Genomic DNA, 13691 nt, shown 5'->3' with positions numbered 1-13691 from the left:
CCCGATGGGACCTGTCAGACTGGACCGCGTTATTCGTTTCACACCGAGGGAGACCACCGATGACCGCCCTGCTCGAACCCACCGCCGACGGCTTCCTGCGCGGAGGTGAGAAGCACCTGGTGATCTCCGGTGCGATCCACTACTTCCGCGTACACCCCGAGCAGTGGCGCGACCGCCTGCGCCGCCTGGTCGCCATGGGCTGCAACACGGTGGAGACCTACGTGGCCTGGAACCTGCACCAGCCCGATCCGGAGACCACCACCTTCACCGGCATCGCGGACATGGGCCGCTTCCTGGACATCGCCGGGGAGGAGGGGCTGGATGCGATCGTGCGGCCGGGCCCCTACATCTGCGCCGAGTGGGAAAATGGCGGGTTCCCCGGCTGGATCCTGCGCGACCGCAACCTGCGCCTGCGGGTCAGCGATCCCGACTACCTAGCGCTGGTGGACGCCTGGTTCGACCTGCTGATCCCCGTGATCGCCTCCCGGCAGGCCTCCCGCGGAGGCAACGTGGTGATGGTGCAGGTGGAGAACGAGTACGGCAGCTACGGCGACGACCGGCAGTACCTGGCGCACCTGCGCGACGGCCTGCGTGCGCGCGGCATCGACGAACTGCTGGTGACCTCCGACGGGCCCGCCCGCATGTGGCTCACCGGCGGCACCATCGAGGGAGCGCTGGCCACCGTGAACTTCGGCTCTCGCACCCTGCAGGTGCTGGAGATGGCCGAGCGTGAGCTGCCGGGCCAGCCCCAGATGTGCATGGAGTTCTGGAACGGCTGGTTCGACCACTGGGGCGAGGAGCACCACACCCGCACCGGTGAGACCGCTGCCTCGGAGCTGGCCGACATGCTGGACAACGGCATGAGCGTAAACTTCTACATGGCCCATGGCGGCACCAACTTCGGGATGTCGGCCGGGGCCAACCACCACGGCACCTACGGCCCCACCACCACCAGCTACGACTACGACGCCCCGATCGCCGAGAACGGCCGGCTCACCGAGAAGTTCCGCGCCTTCCGCGAGGTCATCGCGCAGCATCGCCAGCTGCCCGCGCTCGAGGAGCACCTGGCCCAGCTGGGTCTGGACGCCGAGCCCGCGGCCCTGCCCGCCGGCGAGGTCACGATCGACAGGACGGTGGCCCTGCGCAGCACCGAGCGCTTCACCCGCGGTGCCGAGGTGTACCCGAAGCCGCCGTCCTTCGAGGACCTGGGGCTGGAGCGGGGCCTGCTGCGCCTGTCCCGCGACATCGAGATCACCCGCAACGACGGCGAGGACGGCCCCTCGATCGCGCCGCTGCACCTGTACGACCTGCACGACCGTGCCTGGGTGTACGTGGACGGCATCTACGCCGGTGCCGCCGGTGCCGATGCCGTGCTCGGTGCGGAGGCCGACAAGCAGTTCCCCGCCACCGTGGAGCTCGCCCACCTGGCCGAGCGCCTGCTGCCCGAGGGCGGCCACCGCACCGTGCGGGTGGAGATCCTGGTGGAGAACCTGGGCCGCATCAACTTCGGCCCCAGCCTGGGGGAGCGCAAGGGCATCCTGGGCGGCGTCTGGCAGATCATCCGCTTCCTGAACCACTGGGAGGCGGATCCATGGCCTCTGGAGGACATGGCCGAGGAGCTCGCTGCGCTGGCCTCGGGTGCCGCCGCGGTCGAGCCCGGCGCCGAGGACGACGTGACGCTGCCCGTCCTGGTGCAGGCATCCTTCGAGGCGAGCGAGCAGAAGGACGCCTTCCTGGACGTCTCCGATGCCGGCCACGGCGTCGCCTACGTCAACGGGTTCTGCGTGGGCCGGTACTGGAACGTGGGCCCGCAGCAGTCGCTGTACGTGCCCGCCCCGGTCATCCGCGAGGGGCGCAACGAGGTGCTGCTGCTGGACCTCGAGAAGCAGCCCACGCGCTTGGCGCTGGTCGAGGAGCACGTCTTCGGCGGCCGCACGACGGGAAGGTGACCACCGTGAACGACACAGAGCACTCGCACGACCTACGCATCGGCGTCATCGGCTACGGGGCGCGTTCCACGCTCGCCACTCACGCCCACAAGCCAGGCGAGGGTTCCCGCGTGACCGTGGTCGCCGAGCCCACCCAGCGCGGGAAGGACCTCGCCCGTGAGCGCCACGGCGAGGACGTGGCGCTGGTGGACGACGTGGACCAGCTGCTGGCCGAGCACGAGGTCGACGCAGTGATGATCCTGGCGCCGGACTACGCGCACGCCGAGATCGCCCTGAAGACCCTGGGGGCCGGCATCGCCACCTTCTCGGAGAAGCCGATGGCGATTCGGGTCGAGGACACCGACGCGATGCTGGCGATGGCCAAGCAGAAGCAGGCCCGCCTGTACGTGGGGCACAACATGCGCCACATGCCGGTGATCCGGCAGATGAAGAAGATCGTGGATTCGGGCCGCATCGGTCGGGTGCGCGCCATCTGGTGCCGCCACTTCGTCGGCGCCGGTGGCGACTTCTACTTCAAGGACTGGCATGCCGAGCGGGCCAAGGCCACCAGCCTGCTGCTGCAGAAGGGCGCGCACGACATCGACGTGATCCACTGGCTGGCCGGCGGCTACACCCGCCGGGTCTCCGGGATCGGTGACCTGGCCGTGTACGGCGACATCACCGATCGCCGCGACAACTCCGACCGCCGCATGTGGGACTGGTACGACGCCGACATCTGGCCGCCCACCGCCCAGAAGGAGATGAACCCCGTCATCGACGTGGAGGACATCTCGATGATCAACATGACCCTGGACAACGGCGTGCTGGCCTCCTACGAGCAGTGCCACTTCACCCCCGACTACTGGCGCAACTACACCGTGATCGGGGACGCGGGACGCATCGAGAACATGGGTGACGGTGGCGGCGACCAGATCCACATCTGGGAGTCGCGCTACTCCGGTGCCGGCCGGCCTGACGCGGTGGAGGTCATCGACCGCGGTGACGGCGGCCACGGCGGGGCGGACCCGAACCTGATCGCCGAGTTCCTGCGGTTCGCCCGTGACGGCGGCGCCACCGATGTCTCCGCGGTCGCGGCCCGCGAGGCCGTGGCCACGGGCGTGCTGGGCGCCGAGTCGATCCGCAACGGCGGCGTGCCCTACGACGTGCCGGCCGTCCCGCAGGACGTGCGCGACTACTTCGACAGCGGGCAGGCCTGAGGCGCGATGCGACCGGTCGGTCCCGTTCCGACCGGATCGTTGCCTTCTCCGGGCGGTTCTGATCGGCTGGGGGACCGCGGCCGGTCCACCAGGGACGGCCGTCACCGATCAGGGCGGAGGCTCCCGATGTCCCACTCGCCGACCAAGCCGACGATGCGATCGTTGTGGCTGGACTCCCATGACCCCCACCGCATCCGCACCGCAGAACTGCCCGCAGACCCGTCCTTCGACGTCGTGGTGGCCGGAGCCGGACTGACCGGCCTGGCCACCGCGCTCATGCTCGCCCACCAGGGCCTGCAGGTCGCCGTGCTGGAGGCCCGCAGCGTGGGCGCGGTCGCCACCGGCAACACCACCGCAAAGCTGTCCCTGCTGCAGGGCACCGTGCTCAGCCAGATCCGCTCCCAGCACGGGCCGGGCGTTACGCGGGCGTACGTGGAGGCTTCACGGGACGGTCAGTCGTGGCTGCTGGACTTCTGCCGCGCCCACGACGTCCCGGTCCAGCACCGCCCCGCCACCACCTACGCCACCACGAAGTCCGGGCTGTCCTCCGTGCACTCGGAGCTGGAGGCGGCGCAGGAGGCCGGCCTGGACGCCCGCTTCGAAGGCGGCCTGGAGCTGCCCTTCGAGGTGGCCGGTGCCGCGGTCCTGGAGGACCAGGCCCAGTTCGACCCGATGGACGTGCTGAGCGCGCTCGCCGCCGAGTTCGTCTCGCTGGGCGGCACCCTGGTGGAGGGCGTGCGCGTCACCTCCGTTCCCCGCCGCGGCCCCTTCACTCTGGAGACCACAGCTGGCCAGGTGCGTGCCGGGAAGGTGGTGCTGGCCACTGGTGTGCCCTTCACCGAGCGAGGCGGGTACTCGGTGCGCATGCAGGCCCGCCGCTCCTACGCCCTCACCTTCGAGGTGGGCGACGGCTTCCGTCCCTACGGCATGCACATCAGTGCCGACGACCCGGTGCGCACCCTGCGCTCCGTGCCCCACGATGGCCGCGAGCTGCTGCTGGTGGGCGGCAACGACCACGTCACCGGCCGCACGAGCTCCACCGCCCAGCAGGTCCTGGACCTGGAGCGATGGACGGAACAGCACGTGCCCGGTGCCCGCCGCACTCACGCCTGGGCCGCCCAGGACTACCATCCGGCCGGCCACCTGCCCCTGATCGGCCCCCTGCCCGGTTCGGATTCCACCGCGTACGTCGGCACCGGGTACAGCAAGTGGGGGATGACCGGCGCGGTCGCCGCGGCACTCGCCATCTCGGGCCTGGAGGCCGGGCAGGCGCCGGCCTGGCTGGAACCGCTCGACGGTGCCCGGCCCGGCGTAAAGAGCCTCGGCACGGGCGCGGCCCGCAACGCATCCGTCGGCGCCCACATGGCCTCCGGCTGGGCGCGCGGGGAGCTGCGCGAACTGCCCGAGGTGGAGCCTGCCGACGGCTCCGGGATCGTGGGCCGACGCGGTGGCAGGCCCGTCGCCCAGTCCACGATCGACGGCGTCACCTGCCGGGTCTCCGGCATCTGCACGCACCTGGGCGGCGTGCTGGCCTGGAACGATGCCGAGAAATCCTGGGACTGTCCCCTGCACGGCTCCCGCTTCGCCCCCGACGGCCAGATCCTCGAAGGGCCCGCCACCAGGCCCCTGGCACCCGTCGATGACGAGCCCGCCTGAGTGCGGGGCTCAAGAAGCCCCTCTACGCTGAGCACATGGCGACTCTGAACACCGTGCGTGCGATTCTAGGCGAGCGACCGCTGCGACGGGTGGCGGCGATCGGCGCAGCTGTCACCGCAGTCCCGCCCCTGACCGCGGCGGCCGCCCTGATCGCCGTGGACGGCGTCAAGAGCCGCTCCCGCAAGGAGCGCGAGGCCCCGCGCCCGGGCACCTTCGAGGCGCAGGTGCAGGACTCCCGGATCACCCTGTACACCTCCGGCTCCGAGGTGTACGACGACATGATCGAGGCGATCGACGGGGCCCGCGAGAGCGTGCTGCTGGAGACCTTCATCTGGAAGGGCGACGAGGTCGGCCAGCGCTTCATCGACGCCATGAACCGCGCCGCCGACCGCGGAGTGGACGTGCGCGTGCTGTACGACGGCTTCGGCAACCTGGTGGTGCCGCGCCGATTCTACGCAGGCTTCTCGGACAAGGTGCGCGTCAAGCGGCTGCCTGCCATCGCACGCCCGTACTGGAAGGGCCTGCTGCGCCACACCGGCTTCAACCATTCCAAGATCCTGGTGGTCGATGACCACACCGGCTTCATCGGCGGCTACAACATCGGTGACCTCTACGCGCGGCAGTGGCGCGACACCCACATCCGTGAGCAGGGGCCGGCCGTGTGGGGGCTGCGCAACTCCATCAAGCGAGCGTGGAACGAGCACGCCGAGGAGGACGACAAGATCCTCTGGATCCCGCCGGACAGCTGGGATCCGGAGGTGCGGGTGGCGGCGAACCTGCCGGTGCAGCTGGTGTACCCGATCCGGCAGCTGTACCTGGCGGCCATCGAGCGGGCCAGCGACCACATCTACATCACCACCCCGTACTTCATCCCCGACCAGCAGATCCTTCACGCCCTCACCCAGGCCGCCCGTCGCGGGGTGGACGTACGTGTGATGGTGCCCGGGAAGTCCAACCACATCGTGGCTGACTTCGCCTCGCGCGGCTTCTACGGGCAGATGCTCGAGGCCGGGGTGACGATCCTGCTGTACGACGCCGCGATGATCCACGCCAAGACGGCCACCATCGACGGCATCTGGTCCACCGTGGGCACCGCCAACATCGACCGTTTGTCCCTCTCGTTCAACTACGAGACCAACGTGGAGATCATCGACGAGGACTTCGCCGCGAACATGGAGACGGTGTTCGAGCGGGACTCCGAGCACTGCGAGGTGCTCACCTCTCCGCGATGGCGTGATCGCCACCGCATGGCGCGCCTGGCCGAGACCGCGCTGATCCCGCTGCGTCCGTTCCTCTGATCCGACGGGGCGGGCAGTGCCTTCCGTTCACTGGCCCATCAGGCATTCGGGGCGGCCGATCAGGCGCCGACCTGGCCATCGGGCAGCCGGGTGGCTCATCAGGTGCCGACCTGGCCATCAGATGCCGGCCTGGCCATCAGGTGCCGGCCTGGCCATCAGGTGCTGGCCTGGGCATCGGGCAGCCGGGTGATCCGCTAGTTCCGTGCCGCCAGCTTCCAGATCCTGGAAGGTACTCGCCCGTAACCGGGGACAGTCGGGCGCCTCACGTTCCCGCAGGAACGTCAGGTGAGCGCATCCGTCAGAACAGCTCCTGTCGCGTCGGGTCAGACCGAGGCCGCGCCGCCACCGGCTCGCGTGCGGCCCTGCGCTTGGCAACGCCGTCAGCAGGTCGCGGGCCGCCGAGCGCGAGGCCGCCCTGCGCTTGGCAACGCCGTCAGCAGGTCGCGTGCCGCCGAGCGCGAGGCCGCCCTGCGCTTGGCAACGCCGTCAGCAGGTCGCGGGCCGCCGAGCGCCAGGCCGCCCCGTGCATGGCCGCGCCGTCAGCTGGTCGCGTGCCGCCCCGTGCGTGCCAGCACCTGCACCTGACGGGACGCATCTGTGCCCACCTCGACCGGTGGGCCGAAGATTCCCGGCATGTAGGCGTGCTCACCGAAGCCGTCCACAGCGTCGTCGATCGCAGCGAGCTCCTCGTCGCTGAGGTCGACCCGGAGGCCCTGGGAGGTGCCGATGTCCCAGCGGTGCACCAGCAGGTCGAAGCAGTAGAAGCGGGCCCAGGTATCCCCGATGGTGGTGGGGCCGAAGAAGCCGTCGAAGCGCTCGTCGGCGATCGATTCGTCGGCCAGCAGCGCATCGACAGCAGCGGCGTGGGCGAACCACCTCTGGGACGGTTCCTGGTCCACGGCGGAGCCGCTGCTGTCGGCGGGTGCGCCGTCGGGCAGGGGATGGCCGTGATCCCGCAGGAAGTCGCGCTCGGTGTCGATCACATGGGCGAGCACGTCGCGGGCGGCCCATCCCTCGCAGGGGCTGGGCGCGTCCCAGTCACGCACCTGGGTGATCACGGCCGTGAACGGCTTCTCGTGCTCGCGCCAGGTCTGCTGGATCGAGGTCGGTGGTGCCTGTCCCATGGTGTCCTCCGTGGTTGTGCGGTGACCGGAGCGCAGGTGCCCCGGGGCGTCGCCGCGACTGTAGGCGGGGCCGACGGCGGAGGTCTTGAACTTTTCCGACGGCACCGTCTCGGGGCGGCCTCTATCGTGTGCCCATGGCCAGGCCCGAGGACGACGTGGAGCGGGCGCACCTGCGCGATCCCGCCGATCGCACCTTCGCCATCGCCCGGTACGCGCCCGCGCCGCAGCTCACGCCGTGGATCCGCCGGTACTGGGTGCCGGTGTGGGAGGTGCCGGAGGGCGATGCGGCCGTGCAGAAGGTGCTGCAGTACCCGATCTGCCTGGCCATCACCACCCCGGCCTACTCCCGCTTCGCCGGGCCCACGCGCGGCCTGTCCGTGACGGAGCTGCGGGGCCGAGGCTGGGGTTTCGGAGTGATGTTCGCGCCGGCCGCCGGGGCGCGCCTGCTCGACGGGCCGGTCTCCGCCCTCACCGACAGCTGGTGCGGTCTCGACGATGTGGAAGCGCTGCGGGGACTGACCGCCGAGATCACGGCGCTGATGGCAGCGGACCCGTCGGACCCGGAGATCCACGCACGCTGCCAGGAGCAGCTGGAGTCCAGGGTGGCGTCCCTGGGTGCGCCCGATGAGGAGTCCCTGCTGGTGAACGCCCTGGTGGAGACGGTGGAGAGCGATCCTGCCGTGGTCTCCGTGGGGCAGCTGTGCGAGAGGTTCGGCATCGGGCAGCGCGCGCTGCAGCGGCTCACCGCACGTCGCCTGGGCCTCAGCCCTGCCTGGCTGATTCGGCGCCGGCGCCTGCACGAGGCGGCCGGCCGCCTGCGTGAGAGGGAAGGGCGCCTGGCCGATGTCGCAGCGGAGCTGGGGTACGCCGACCAGGCCCATTTCTCCCGCGACTTCCGCACCACCACCGGGATGACCCCGGCGCAGTTCGCCGGTCGATTCCGGGATGTGTGAGGCCGGCTCGCCCGGTGGCGACAGCACCGGCCGCTGCGTGGACAGTGCGACGTCGGCGCACCAGTTCGATCGCCGCGCCGATGCTCAGCGCCAGACCGGCACCGATGGCCACGCCCGCCGGCACGCTAGGGAGCGGCGGGTCGGGCGCGGTACGGGGTTGGCCCTGGGATGCACCGGGGGATGTCCGGGGCTCTCAAGCGGGGGATCAGGCCCGGATGGGCAGCACCCGGTCGATGCCGTCGCGCTTGAACCCGGGCACATCAGGACGGGGATCGCTGCCTTCGACGGCGGTGCTGCTGTGGTCCGTGCCGCCCGTCCTGCTGCGGTCCGCCACCTCTGCGCTGGGGTGGTCACCTCCGGATCCGCCTGCGTCCCGACCGCCGACGCGCTCCACGTTGGAGGCCAGGGGGATCTGGTGGGAGGCGCTCTCCAGGATGTGCATCAGGTACCCGGCGGTGTTGGGCAGGGCGATCACGTCGCCCACGGCCACGCCCTGCGGGAACGCGAGGCGCCGACGCTGGATCAGCTCGGCCTCGATGCAGTAGGCACCCACCAGGAACCCCTCGAACGGGCCCGAGCGCTTCCGGCCGCCGTCCTCGCCGGTGCGCACCAGGATCGGGTCCACCAGGAAGTCGTCGGAGGTGGAGCGGCACTGGGTGCGGTTCATCTCCAGCCCCACCAGGGGCACGCCGTCGCTGGCACTGGTGCGCTGGATGACCCTCGCCAGTGTCATGCCGCAGCCGTCCATCATGGAGCGGCCCGGCTCGCAGCGCAGCTGCACCCCGCGCTCTCGCAGGGCCTGCCCAGCAGTGACACCCGGGCGGATCTCGTGGCCCAGGAGCCGCTCCAGCCAGGGCCCGCGGATCACCTGCTGGTGGTAGGGGTACACCTGCCGCAGCGGCTCCCCGCGCCAGGTGAGCGGGGCGGTGGGGGCGTCCCCGCCGGCGTCGGGGGCAGCCGCGGGCCGGTCATCGTCGGCCGCGCGAGCACCCCCGCCGGGGCCCGACGCCGAGGCCTGCCGGTCGTGGGCCTGCCAGAAGGCGTCCCACTGCCCGGCATCGTCCAGGTAGCTCATCGGGATGCCGCCGCCGATGTCCACGAACGCGCCGTCCTGGGCCAGGCCGCGCTCGCGCAGCGCGTCGATCAGCTCCAGCGCCTCCCCGAGGGCGGTGGCGCGCGCGATCGGGTCATAGCCGTGCAGGTGGAAGTGCACACCGTCCACCCGCAGCAGGTCGCCCAGGCCGCCGGAGTCGATCAGCTCGAGCCAGGTGCGGGCCGACTCCCCGAAGCGGGTGGGCGGGATCAGATTGCTGGGCCTGGGCGCGAGGCGCAGCGCCACGGGGAACGGCTCGGGGGCACCAGAGGCCCCGTCCGCGGGGCGACCTGGTGCCGCGCTCCGGGCGCCGGTGACCTGCTCGGCGACCCTCCGGGAGGCGGCCACCTCGTCGAGGTTGTCCAGCACCAGCAGTGAGCGGGACTCCAGGGCCAGGCGCAGCACCGGATCGGGCTTGATGGCCGCGGTGACCACCACGTCATGCGGCGGCACACCGGCCTCGAGCACCTGGCCCAGCTCGCGCTCACTGCCCACGTCGACCCCCAGCCCGGCGCGATGCGCGGCCCGCACCATGCCAAGGGTCTTGTTGGCCTTGCGGGCCACGAAGATCCGCAGGTCCACCCCGGAGGCCTCGGCCACCTCCGTGAGCTCTGCGGCGTTGCGCGGCAGCGCGGAGAAGTCGTGCACGTTCAGCGGGCTCCCGTAGCGCTCCAGCAGCGAGCTGCAGGTCGCAGGGTCCGCCAGCAGCTCATGCATCCACGGCTCCAGACGGGCCGACAGCGGTGGGGTTCCCTGGCATGCCTCGCGCAGGGTGGGCTCCTCGGTCACAGCAGGTCCTCTCACTCGGGGGCGACAGCGGGGGCGGGGGCAGGAGCAGATCCTTCTGTCGGTATGGCAGGAGCGGATCCGTCCGCCGGTACGGCTGGGGAGGCCGCTACGGCGGGAGCGGCCGTTACGGCGGGAGCGGCGTCGTCAGCGCCCGTGATGCGCTCCGCGATCCGTCGGGCCCAGCATCGGCCCTCGTGGTGCAGGTGGCGGTTCAGCGAGTCGTGGCCGATGACATGGTCCTCGGTGGGCCGCCCGATCAGCGCGAGCCCGGCCACGGTCCGACCGTCGGGGGCGACCAGTGGCGCGTCATCGCGGCCGACGGGGGAGCCGGCCTCGTCGATCATCGCCCCCCGCCTGCCGGGCCGCACCTGCACCAGGCCGCGGCGCAGCAGCGACCCCGCCAGCTCGTCGGTGAGGTTCAGCAGACCGGGCGGGGTGAGCACCGCGTCGATCACCACGTCGACATCGCCGCCAGACGGTGTGTCGTCGTGCCGGCCGGTGGCAGTGGCGTCATCGTGCCGGCCAGCGGCAGTGCCGTCATCGTGCCGGCCAGTGGCAGTGGCATCGGAGCTTTCGGCCACCGGCGCCTCATGGATGCCGTTGCCGTCGATGCCCGTCCCACCATCCATCCAGGACAGGTCCACCGCGCCGGAGTCGATCATCGCCAGCAGCTTGCGGGCGTTGACCAGCGGAGGGCCGAAGGCGAAGCGCTCCAGCACCTGGGCGGCCTGCCGGAAGCGCGCCCACTCCTCCTCGGCTGCGTCGCTGCCGCGCAGGGCGGCGGAGATCTGGGAGTAGAGGGTCTGCCACACGCGGCCCAGCGCCCAGGCCGGACCGGGCGAGCGGTGGCCCTGGGCCGTCTCGATGCTGCGACGCAGCGCCGCCTCGGCGCGCCCCGGGCCACGGGGCAGATCGGGTTCCGCACCGGTGCTCAGCGTGTGCTCGACGGCCGCGCGAGAACCGGCGACGGTATCGCGCGCATCCCGTCCAGAGGTGCTGGCGTGCTTCTTGGGTGCGGATGTCCCCTCGAGCATGGCGGTGGCGGCATCGACCACGATCGCCAGCACCGCGTCCGGCCCCATGCCCTGGCCGGAGGTGAATCGGGCGCGGGCCTGCTCGACGGCGCGCTCGCCGACCTCGGTCAGGGGTGTTCCCGGGTCCGGCTTCGCATCCAGCAGCAGACCCTGCCGGGTGATCGGCCGGATCACGGTCGGCTCGTGCGGCCCGCGATGGTGCACCAGGCGGGCAGGGACATCCGCCTCGGTGCCGCCGCTCGCGTCGACCTCGGTGCTCTCGGTGAAGGTGCCGCCGCGGCCCTCGGTGAGGGTCAAGCAGGCGTCGATGAAGGTCAGCGCCCCGCCGCGCACCGCGACCCGGGAACCGGGTGGGACGTGCGCGGCGCTGAGCATCCGCTCAGCGGGCAGCACCGCCGGGACCAGGGGGAGGGGTGAACTCCAGTGGTTCACCAGGGCTCCCCGGTGGCCGGCGGCGTGACCGGTGGCGATCAGCACCTCGTCCACCGGGCCGACGTCCGCGGGAGCAGCGTCGGTGGTCAGATGCCAGGCGCTGCCCTCGCGCCGCAGGTCCGTCACCCGGGCCCGGGCGTGCTCCACGCGGGCATGGCGGGAGAGACCATGGATCATCTGCTGCCAGCGCTGGGCGAGGTACTCGCCGACCACCGCGCGCGGCGGGTACGGCTCGTCGGCCAGCTGCGGGTACGGGTCCTGCACCCAGCTGGGGTACGCGGGGAAGTCGCCGGTGGCGGGCTCATCCAGGATCGCCGCGGTCACGTTCAGCCGCAGGTGGTGCGGCTGGCCGGGGTGGTAGGCGGCGCCCGTGCCCGGCACGGCGACAGGATCGATCACCGTCACGGTCAGGCCGGATGCTGCTGACGATTCGGAGGCCGCAGCTCCCGCGTCGTCGGCGGCGGCCGTGGCGGAGCGCGCAGCATCCAGCAGCGCGGACAGCTCCTCCAGCGCGTACAGCGCCTTCGGTCCGGCACCGACGACGGCGATCCGCAGCGGCGCATCGGCGGCCGGGCGAAGCGGTGTGCCAGCGGCTGCCATGGGCGGTGCAGTGCGGTCGTCGCGAATCGGGCGGGCAGCACCGTCGCTGCGGGCCGGATGGGCCGTGCCGGTCGGATGGGCCGTGCCGGCCCGGACGGAGGGCTGCTCAGTCACGGCGGGCGGTCCTGCGCAGCTGCTCGATCCCCTCCGCGATCGCGTCCGTGTCGGCGTCGAGGTTCTCCCGCACCCACTGGTCGTCGTACACGGTCTCCAGGTAGGGAACGCCGCCGTCGTGCACCACGAACACCACGCGGGTGCCGGGCTCGAGGCTGGGGATCAGCCCGCCCAGGGCATGCACGATGCCGCCGGTGGAGCCCCCGGCCAGGATGCCCTCGCTGCGTGCCAGGTGCCGGGCGCCCACCACGCAGTCCAGGCCCTCCACGCGGATTACCTGATCGGGTTCGACCTGGCGGGACAGCTCGGTGACCACGCCCGCACCCATGCCGGGCAGGGGGCGGGGCGCGGCGGTGCCACCGAACAGCACCGAGCCCACCGCGTCGACCGCGATCGCGCGGGTGCTCATGTCGTGGTCGCGGATGTACGCGGAGCAGCCGCCGATGGTTCCGGTCGTGGACACCGCCGCCATCAGCACGTCCACCTGGTGCCCGGTGGCCTCGGCGATCTCCCGCATGGTGCCGTCGTAGTGGGCACGGGGATTGGCGGGATTGCCGTACTGGTACAGGTTCACCGCATCGGGGATCTCCTCCAGCAGCTCCTTGACCCGGTTGAAGCGGGCGGTGAGCAGGTCACCGGTAGCTGGATCGGGCTCGGAGACCAGGTCGATCTCCCCGCCGAGCGCCTGGATGGTGCGCACGGTGGTGGCGTTGGTACGGGCGTCGACCACGCACACGAACCGCACGTCGTGGGCGTTGCAGGCACGGGCCAGGGCCACGCCCAGGTTGCCGGAGGAGGACTCCACCACGGTGCCGCCGGGGGCCAGTCGCCCGGTCTGCAGGGCGTCGCGCACCATGCCCATAGCCGGCCGGTCCTTGGTGGAGCCGCCCGGGTTCACCGACTCCAGCTTCGCCAGGATCTCCACCCCGGAGTCGGGGAACAGGGAGTCCAGACGGATCAGGGGAGTGTTCCCGATGGCCTCGCTGATCCCGGCCACGATCGCGGGCACGGGGGCCGCGAACCCCGCCGCGGAGACACCCGGGCCCTCCGGGGCGTTGTCGAGGCCGACGGGGATGTCGGGTCCGCTGGTGGCCGCCTCGGTGGGGGCGGCGGGCGGCCGGTCATCCGCGGGCGTGCTGCTGGTGTGCTCCCGCTGTGGGGAGCCGGTGGTGTGCTCCCGCTGCGGGGAGCCGGAGGAGTGGGTCACCTGGCCACGCTACGACATGCAGGCCCCATGAACGGACGGCCTGCTGTGACCGAATGGTCGAGGGGGCGTGGCACACGCATCCGGTCCCGAAGGGTGCTGGTGGCCGCCGGAGTGCGCGACGAGCTGCCTGGCATCCCGGGACCGGTCGGTCGGGTTCCTGGGTGCCCGTCGCAGGTGCGGAGCCTACGGTCGACGCGTCACCGGGCGCGGCGCCCGCCGTGGCAGCACCTGCTCATCCAGGTGTGG

At 71.8% G+C, this 13691-nt stretch carries 9 protein-coding genes; 5 read left to right on the top strand and 4 right to left on the bottom strand.

Annotated elements, in window-relative coordinates:
- Window positions 1-59: 59 nt before the first annotated feature.
- The 4 genes from M3B01_RS05410 (at window position 60) to M3B01_RS05395 (ending at window position 6099) form a co-directional block, all read left to right on the top strand.
- A complete protein-coding gene (locus M3B01_RS05410) occupies window positions 60-1949 on the top strand; it encodes a beta-galactosidase family protein (protein ID WP_259790050.1) in 1890 nt (629 codons plus the stop codon).
- Complete coding sequence (locus M3B01_RS05405; RefSeq protein ID WP_259790048.1) at window positions 1946-3145, top strand: Gfo/Idh/MocA family protein; 1200 nt, start codon at window positions 1946-1948, stop codon at window positions 3143-3145. Before M3B01_RS05410 ends, M3B01_RS05405 begins: the two co-directional genes overlap by 4 nt.
- A 126-nt stretch (window positions 3146-3271) precedes the next feature.
- Complete coding sequence (locus tag M3B01_RS05400) at window positions 3272-4801, top strand: FAD-dependent oxidoreductase (protein WP_259790046.1); 1530 nt, start codon at window positions 3272-3274, stop codon at window positions 4799-4801.
- A gap of 35 nt (window positions 4802-4836) precedes the next feature.
- On the top strand, window positions 4837-6099 hold the full coding sequence (locus M3B01_RS05395; RefSeq protein ID WP_259790044.1) for a phosphatidylserine/phosphatidylglycerophosphate/cardiolipin synthase family protein: 1263 nt from the start codon (window positions 4837-4839) through the stop codon (window positions 6097-6099).
- Window positions 6100-6638: 539 nt separating this feature from the next.
- On the opposite strand, the gene M3B01_RS05390 is transcribed toward M3B01_RS05395, so the two are convergent.
- Window positions 6639-7223 (bottom strand): maleylpyruvate isomerase family mycothiol-dependent enzyme, encoded by a 585-nt coding sequence (locus tag M3B01_RS05390; protein ID WP_259790042.1) that lies wholly within the window; start codon window positions 7221-7223, stop codon window positions 6639-6641.
- Between the two features lie 134 nt (window positions 7224-7357).
- Here M3B01_RS05390 and M3B01_RS05385 point away from each other — a divergent pair, with 134 nt between their 5' ends.
- Window positions 7358-8176 carry an AraC family transcriptional regulator gene (locus M3B01_RS05385; protein WP_239551677.1) on the top strand — a complete coding sequence of 273 codons (819 nt, stop codon included), beginning with the start codon at window positions 7358-7360 and terminating at the stop codon, window positions 8174-8176.
- A 205-nt stretch (window positions 8177-8381) separates the two neighbouring features.
- Here the strand turns inward: M3B01_RS05385 and M3B01_RS05380 are convergent, their stop codons facing one another.
- Genes M3B01_RS05380 through sbnA form a run of 3 tightly spaced genes read right to left on the bottom strand, consistent with a single transcriptional unit; the run spans window position 8382 to window position 13445 of the window.
- Window positions 8382-10058 carry a Y4yA family PLP-dependent enzyme gene (locus M3B01_RS05380; RefSeq protein ID WP_259790040.1) on the bottom strand — a complete coding sequence of 559 codons (1677 nt, stop codon included), beginning with the start codon at window positions 10056-10058 and terminating at the stop codon, window positions 8382-8384.
- A gap of 11 nt (window positions 10059-10069) precedes the next feature.
- Entirely contained in the window at window positions 10070-12238 is a 2169-nt protein-coding gene (locus tag M3B01_RS05375) for an FAD/NAD(P)-binding protein (RefSeq protein WP_259790039.1), read from the bottom strand.
- Window positions 12231-13445, bottom strand: a complete 1215-nt coding sequence (gene sbnA / locus M3B01_RS05370; protein WP_259790037.1) for a 2,3-diaminopropionate biosynthesis protein SbnA — start codon at window positions 13443-13445, stop codon at window positions 12231-12233. The genes M3B01_RS05375 and sbnA overlap by 8 nt, the downstream gene beginning before the upstream one ends.
- Between the last annotated feature and the right edge of the window lie 246 nt (window positions 13446-13691).

Source organism: Brachybacterium sp. p3-SID957 (assembly GCF_025144775.1).
Taxonomy (GTDB): domain Bacteria; phylum Actinomycetota; class Actinomycetes; order Actinomycetales; family Dermabacteraceae; genus Brachybacterium; species Brachybacterium epidermidis.
The sequence above is the reverse complement of the archived record's forward strand: the minus strand, read 5'-3'. Positions and strand labels throughout refer to the sequence as shown.

What these genes read in the sequence shown, in the direction of transcription:
- M3B01_RS05410 (WP_259790050.1), top strand. Translation starts at nt 60, where the DNA reads ATGACCGCCCTGCTCGAACCCACCGCCGACGGCTTCCTGCGCGGAGGT.
- M3B01_RS05400 (WP_259790046.1), top strand. Translation starts at nt 3,272, where the DNA reads ATGTCCCACTCGCCGACCAAGCCGACGATGCGATCGTTGTGGCTGGAC.
- M3B01_RS05395 (WP_259790044.1), top strand. Translation starts at nt 4,837, where the DNA reads ATGGCGACTCTGAACACCGTGCGTGCGATTCTAGGCGAGCGACCGCTG.
- M3B01_RS05390 (WP_259790042.1), bottom strand. Translation starts at nt 7,223, where the DNA reads ATGGGACAGGCACCACCGACCTCGATCCAGCAGACCTGGCGCGAGCAC.
- M3B01_RS05385 (WP_239551677.1), top strand. Translation starts at nt 7,358, where the DNA reads ATGGCCAGGCCCGAGGACGACGTGGAGCGGGCGCACCTGCGCGATCCC.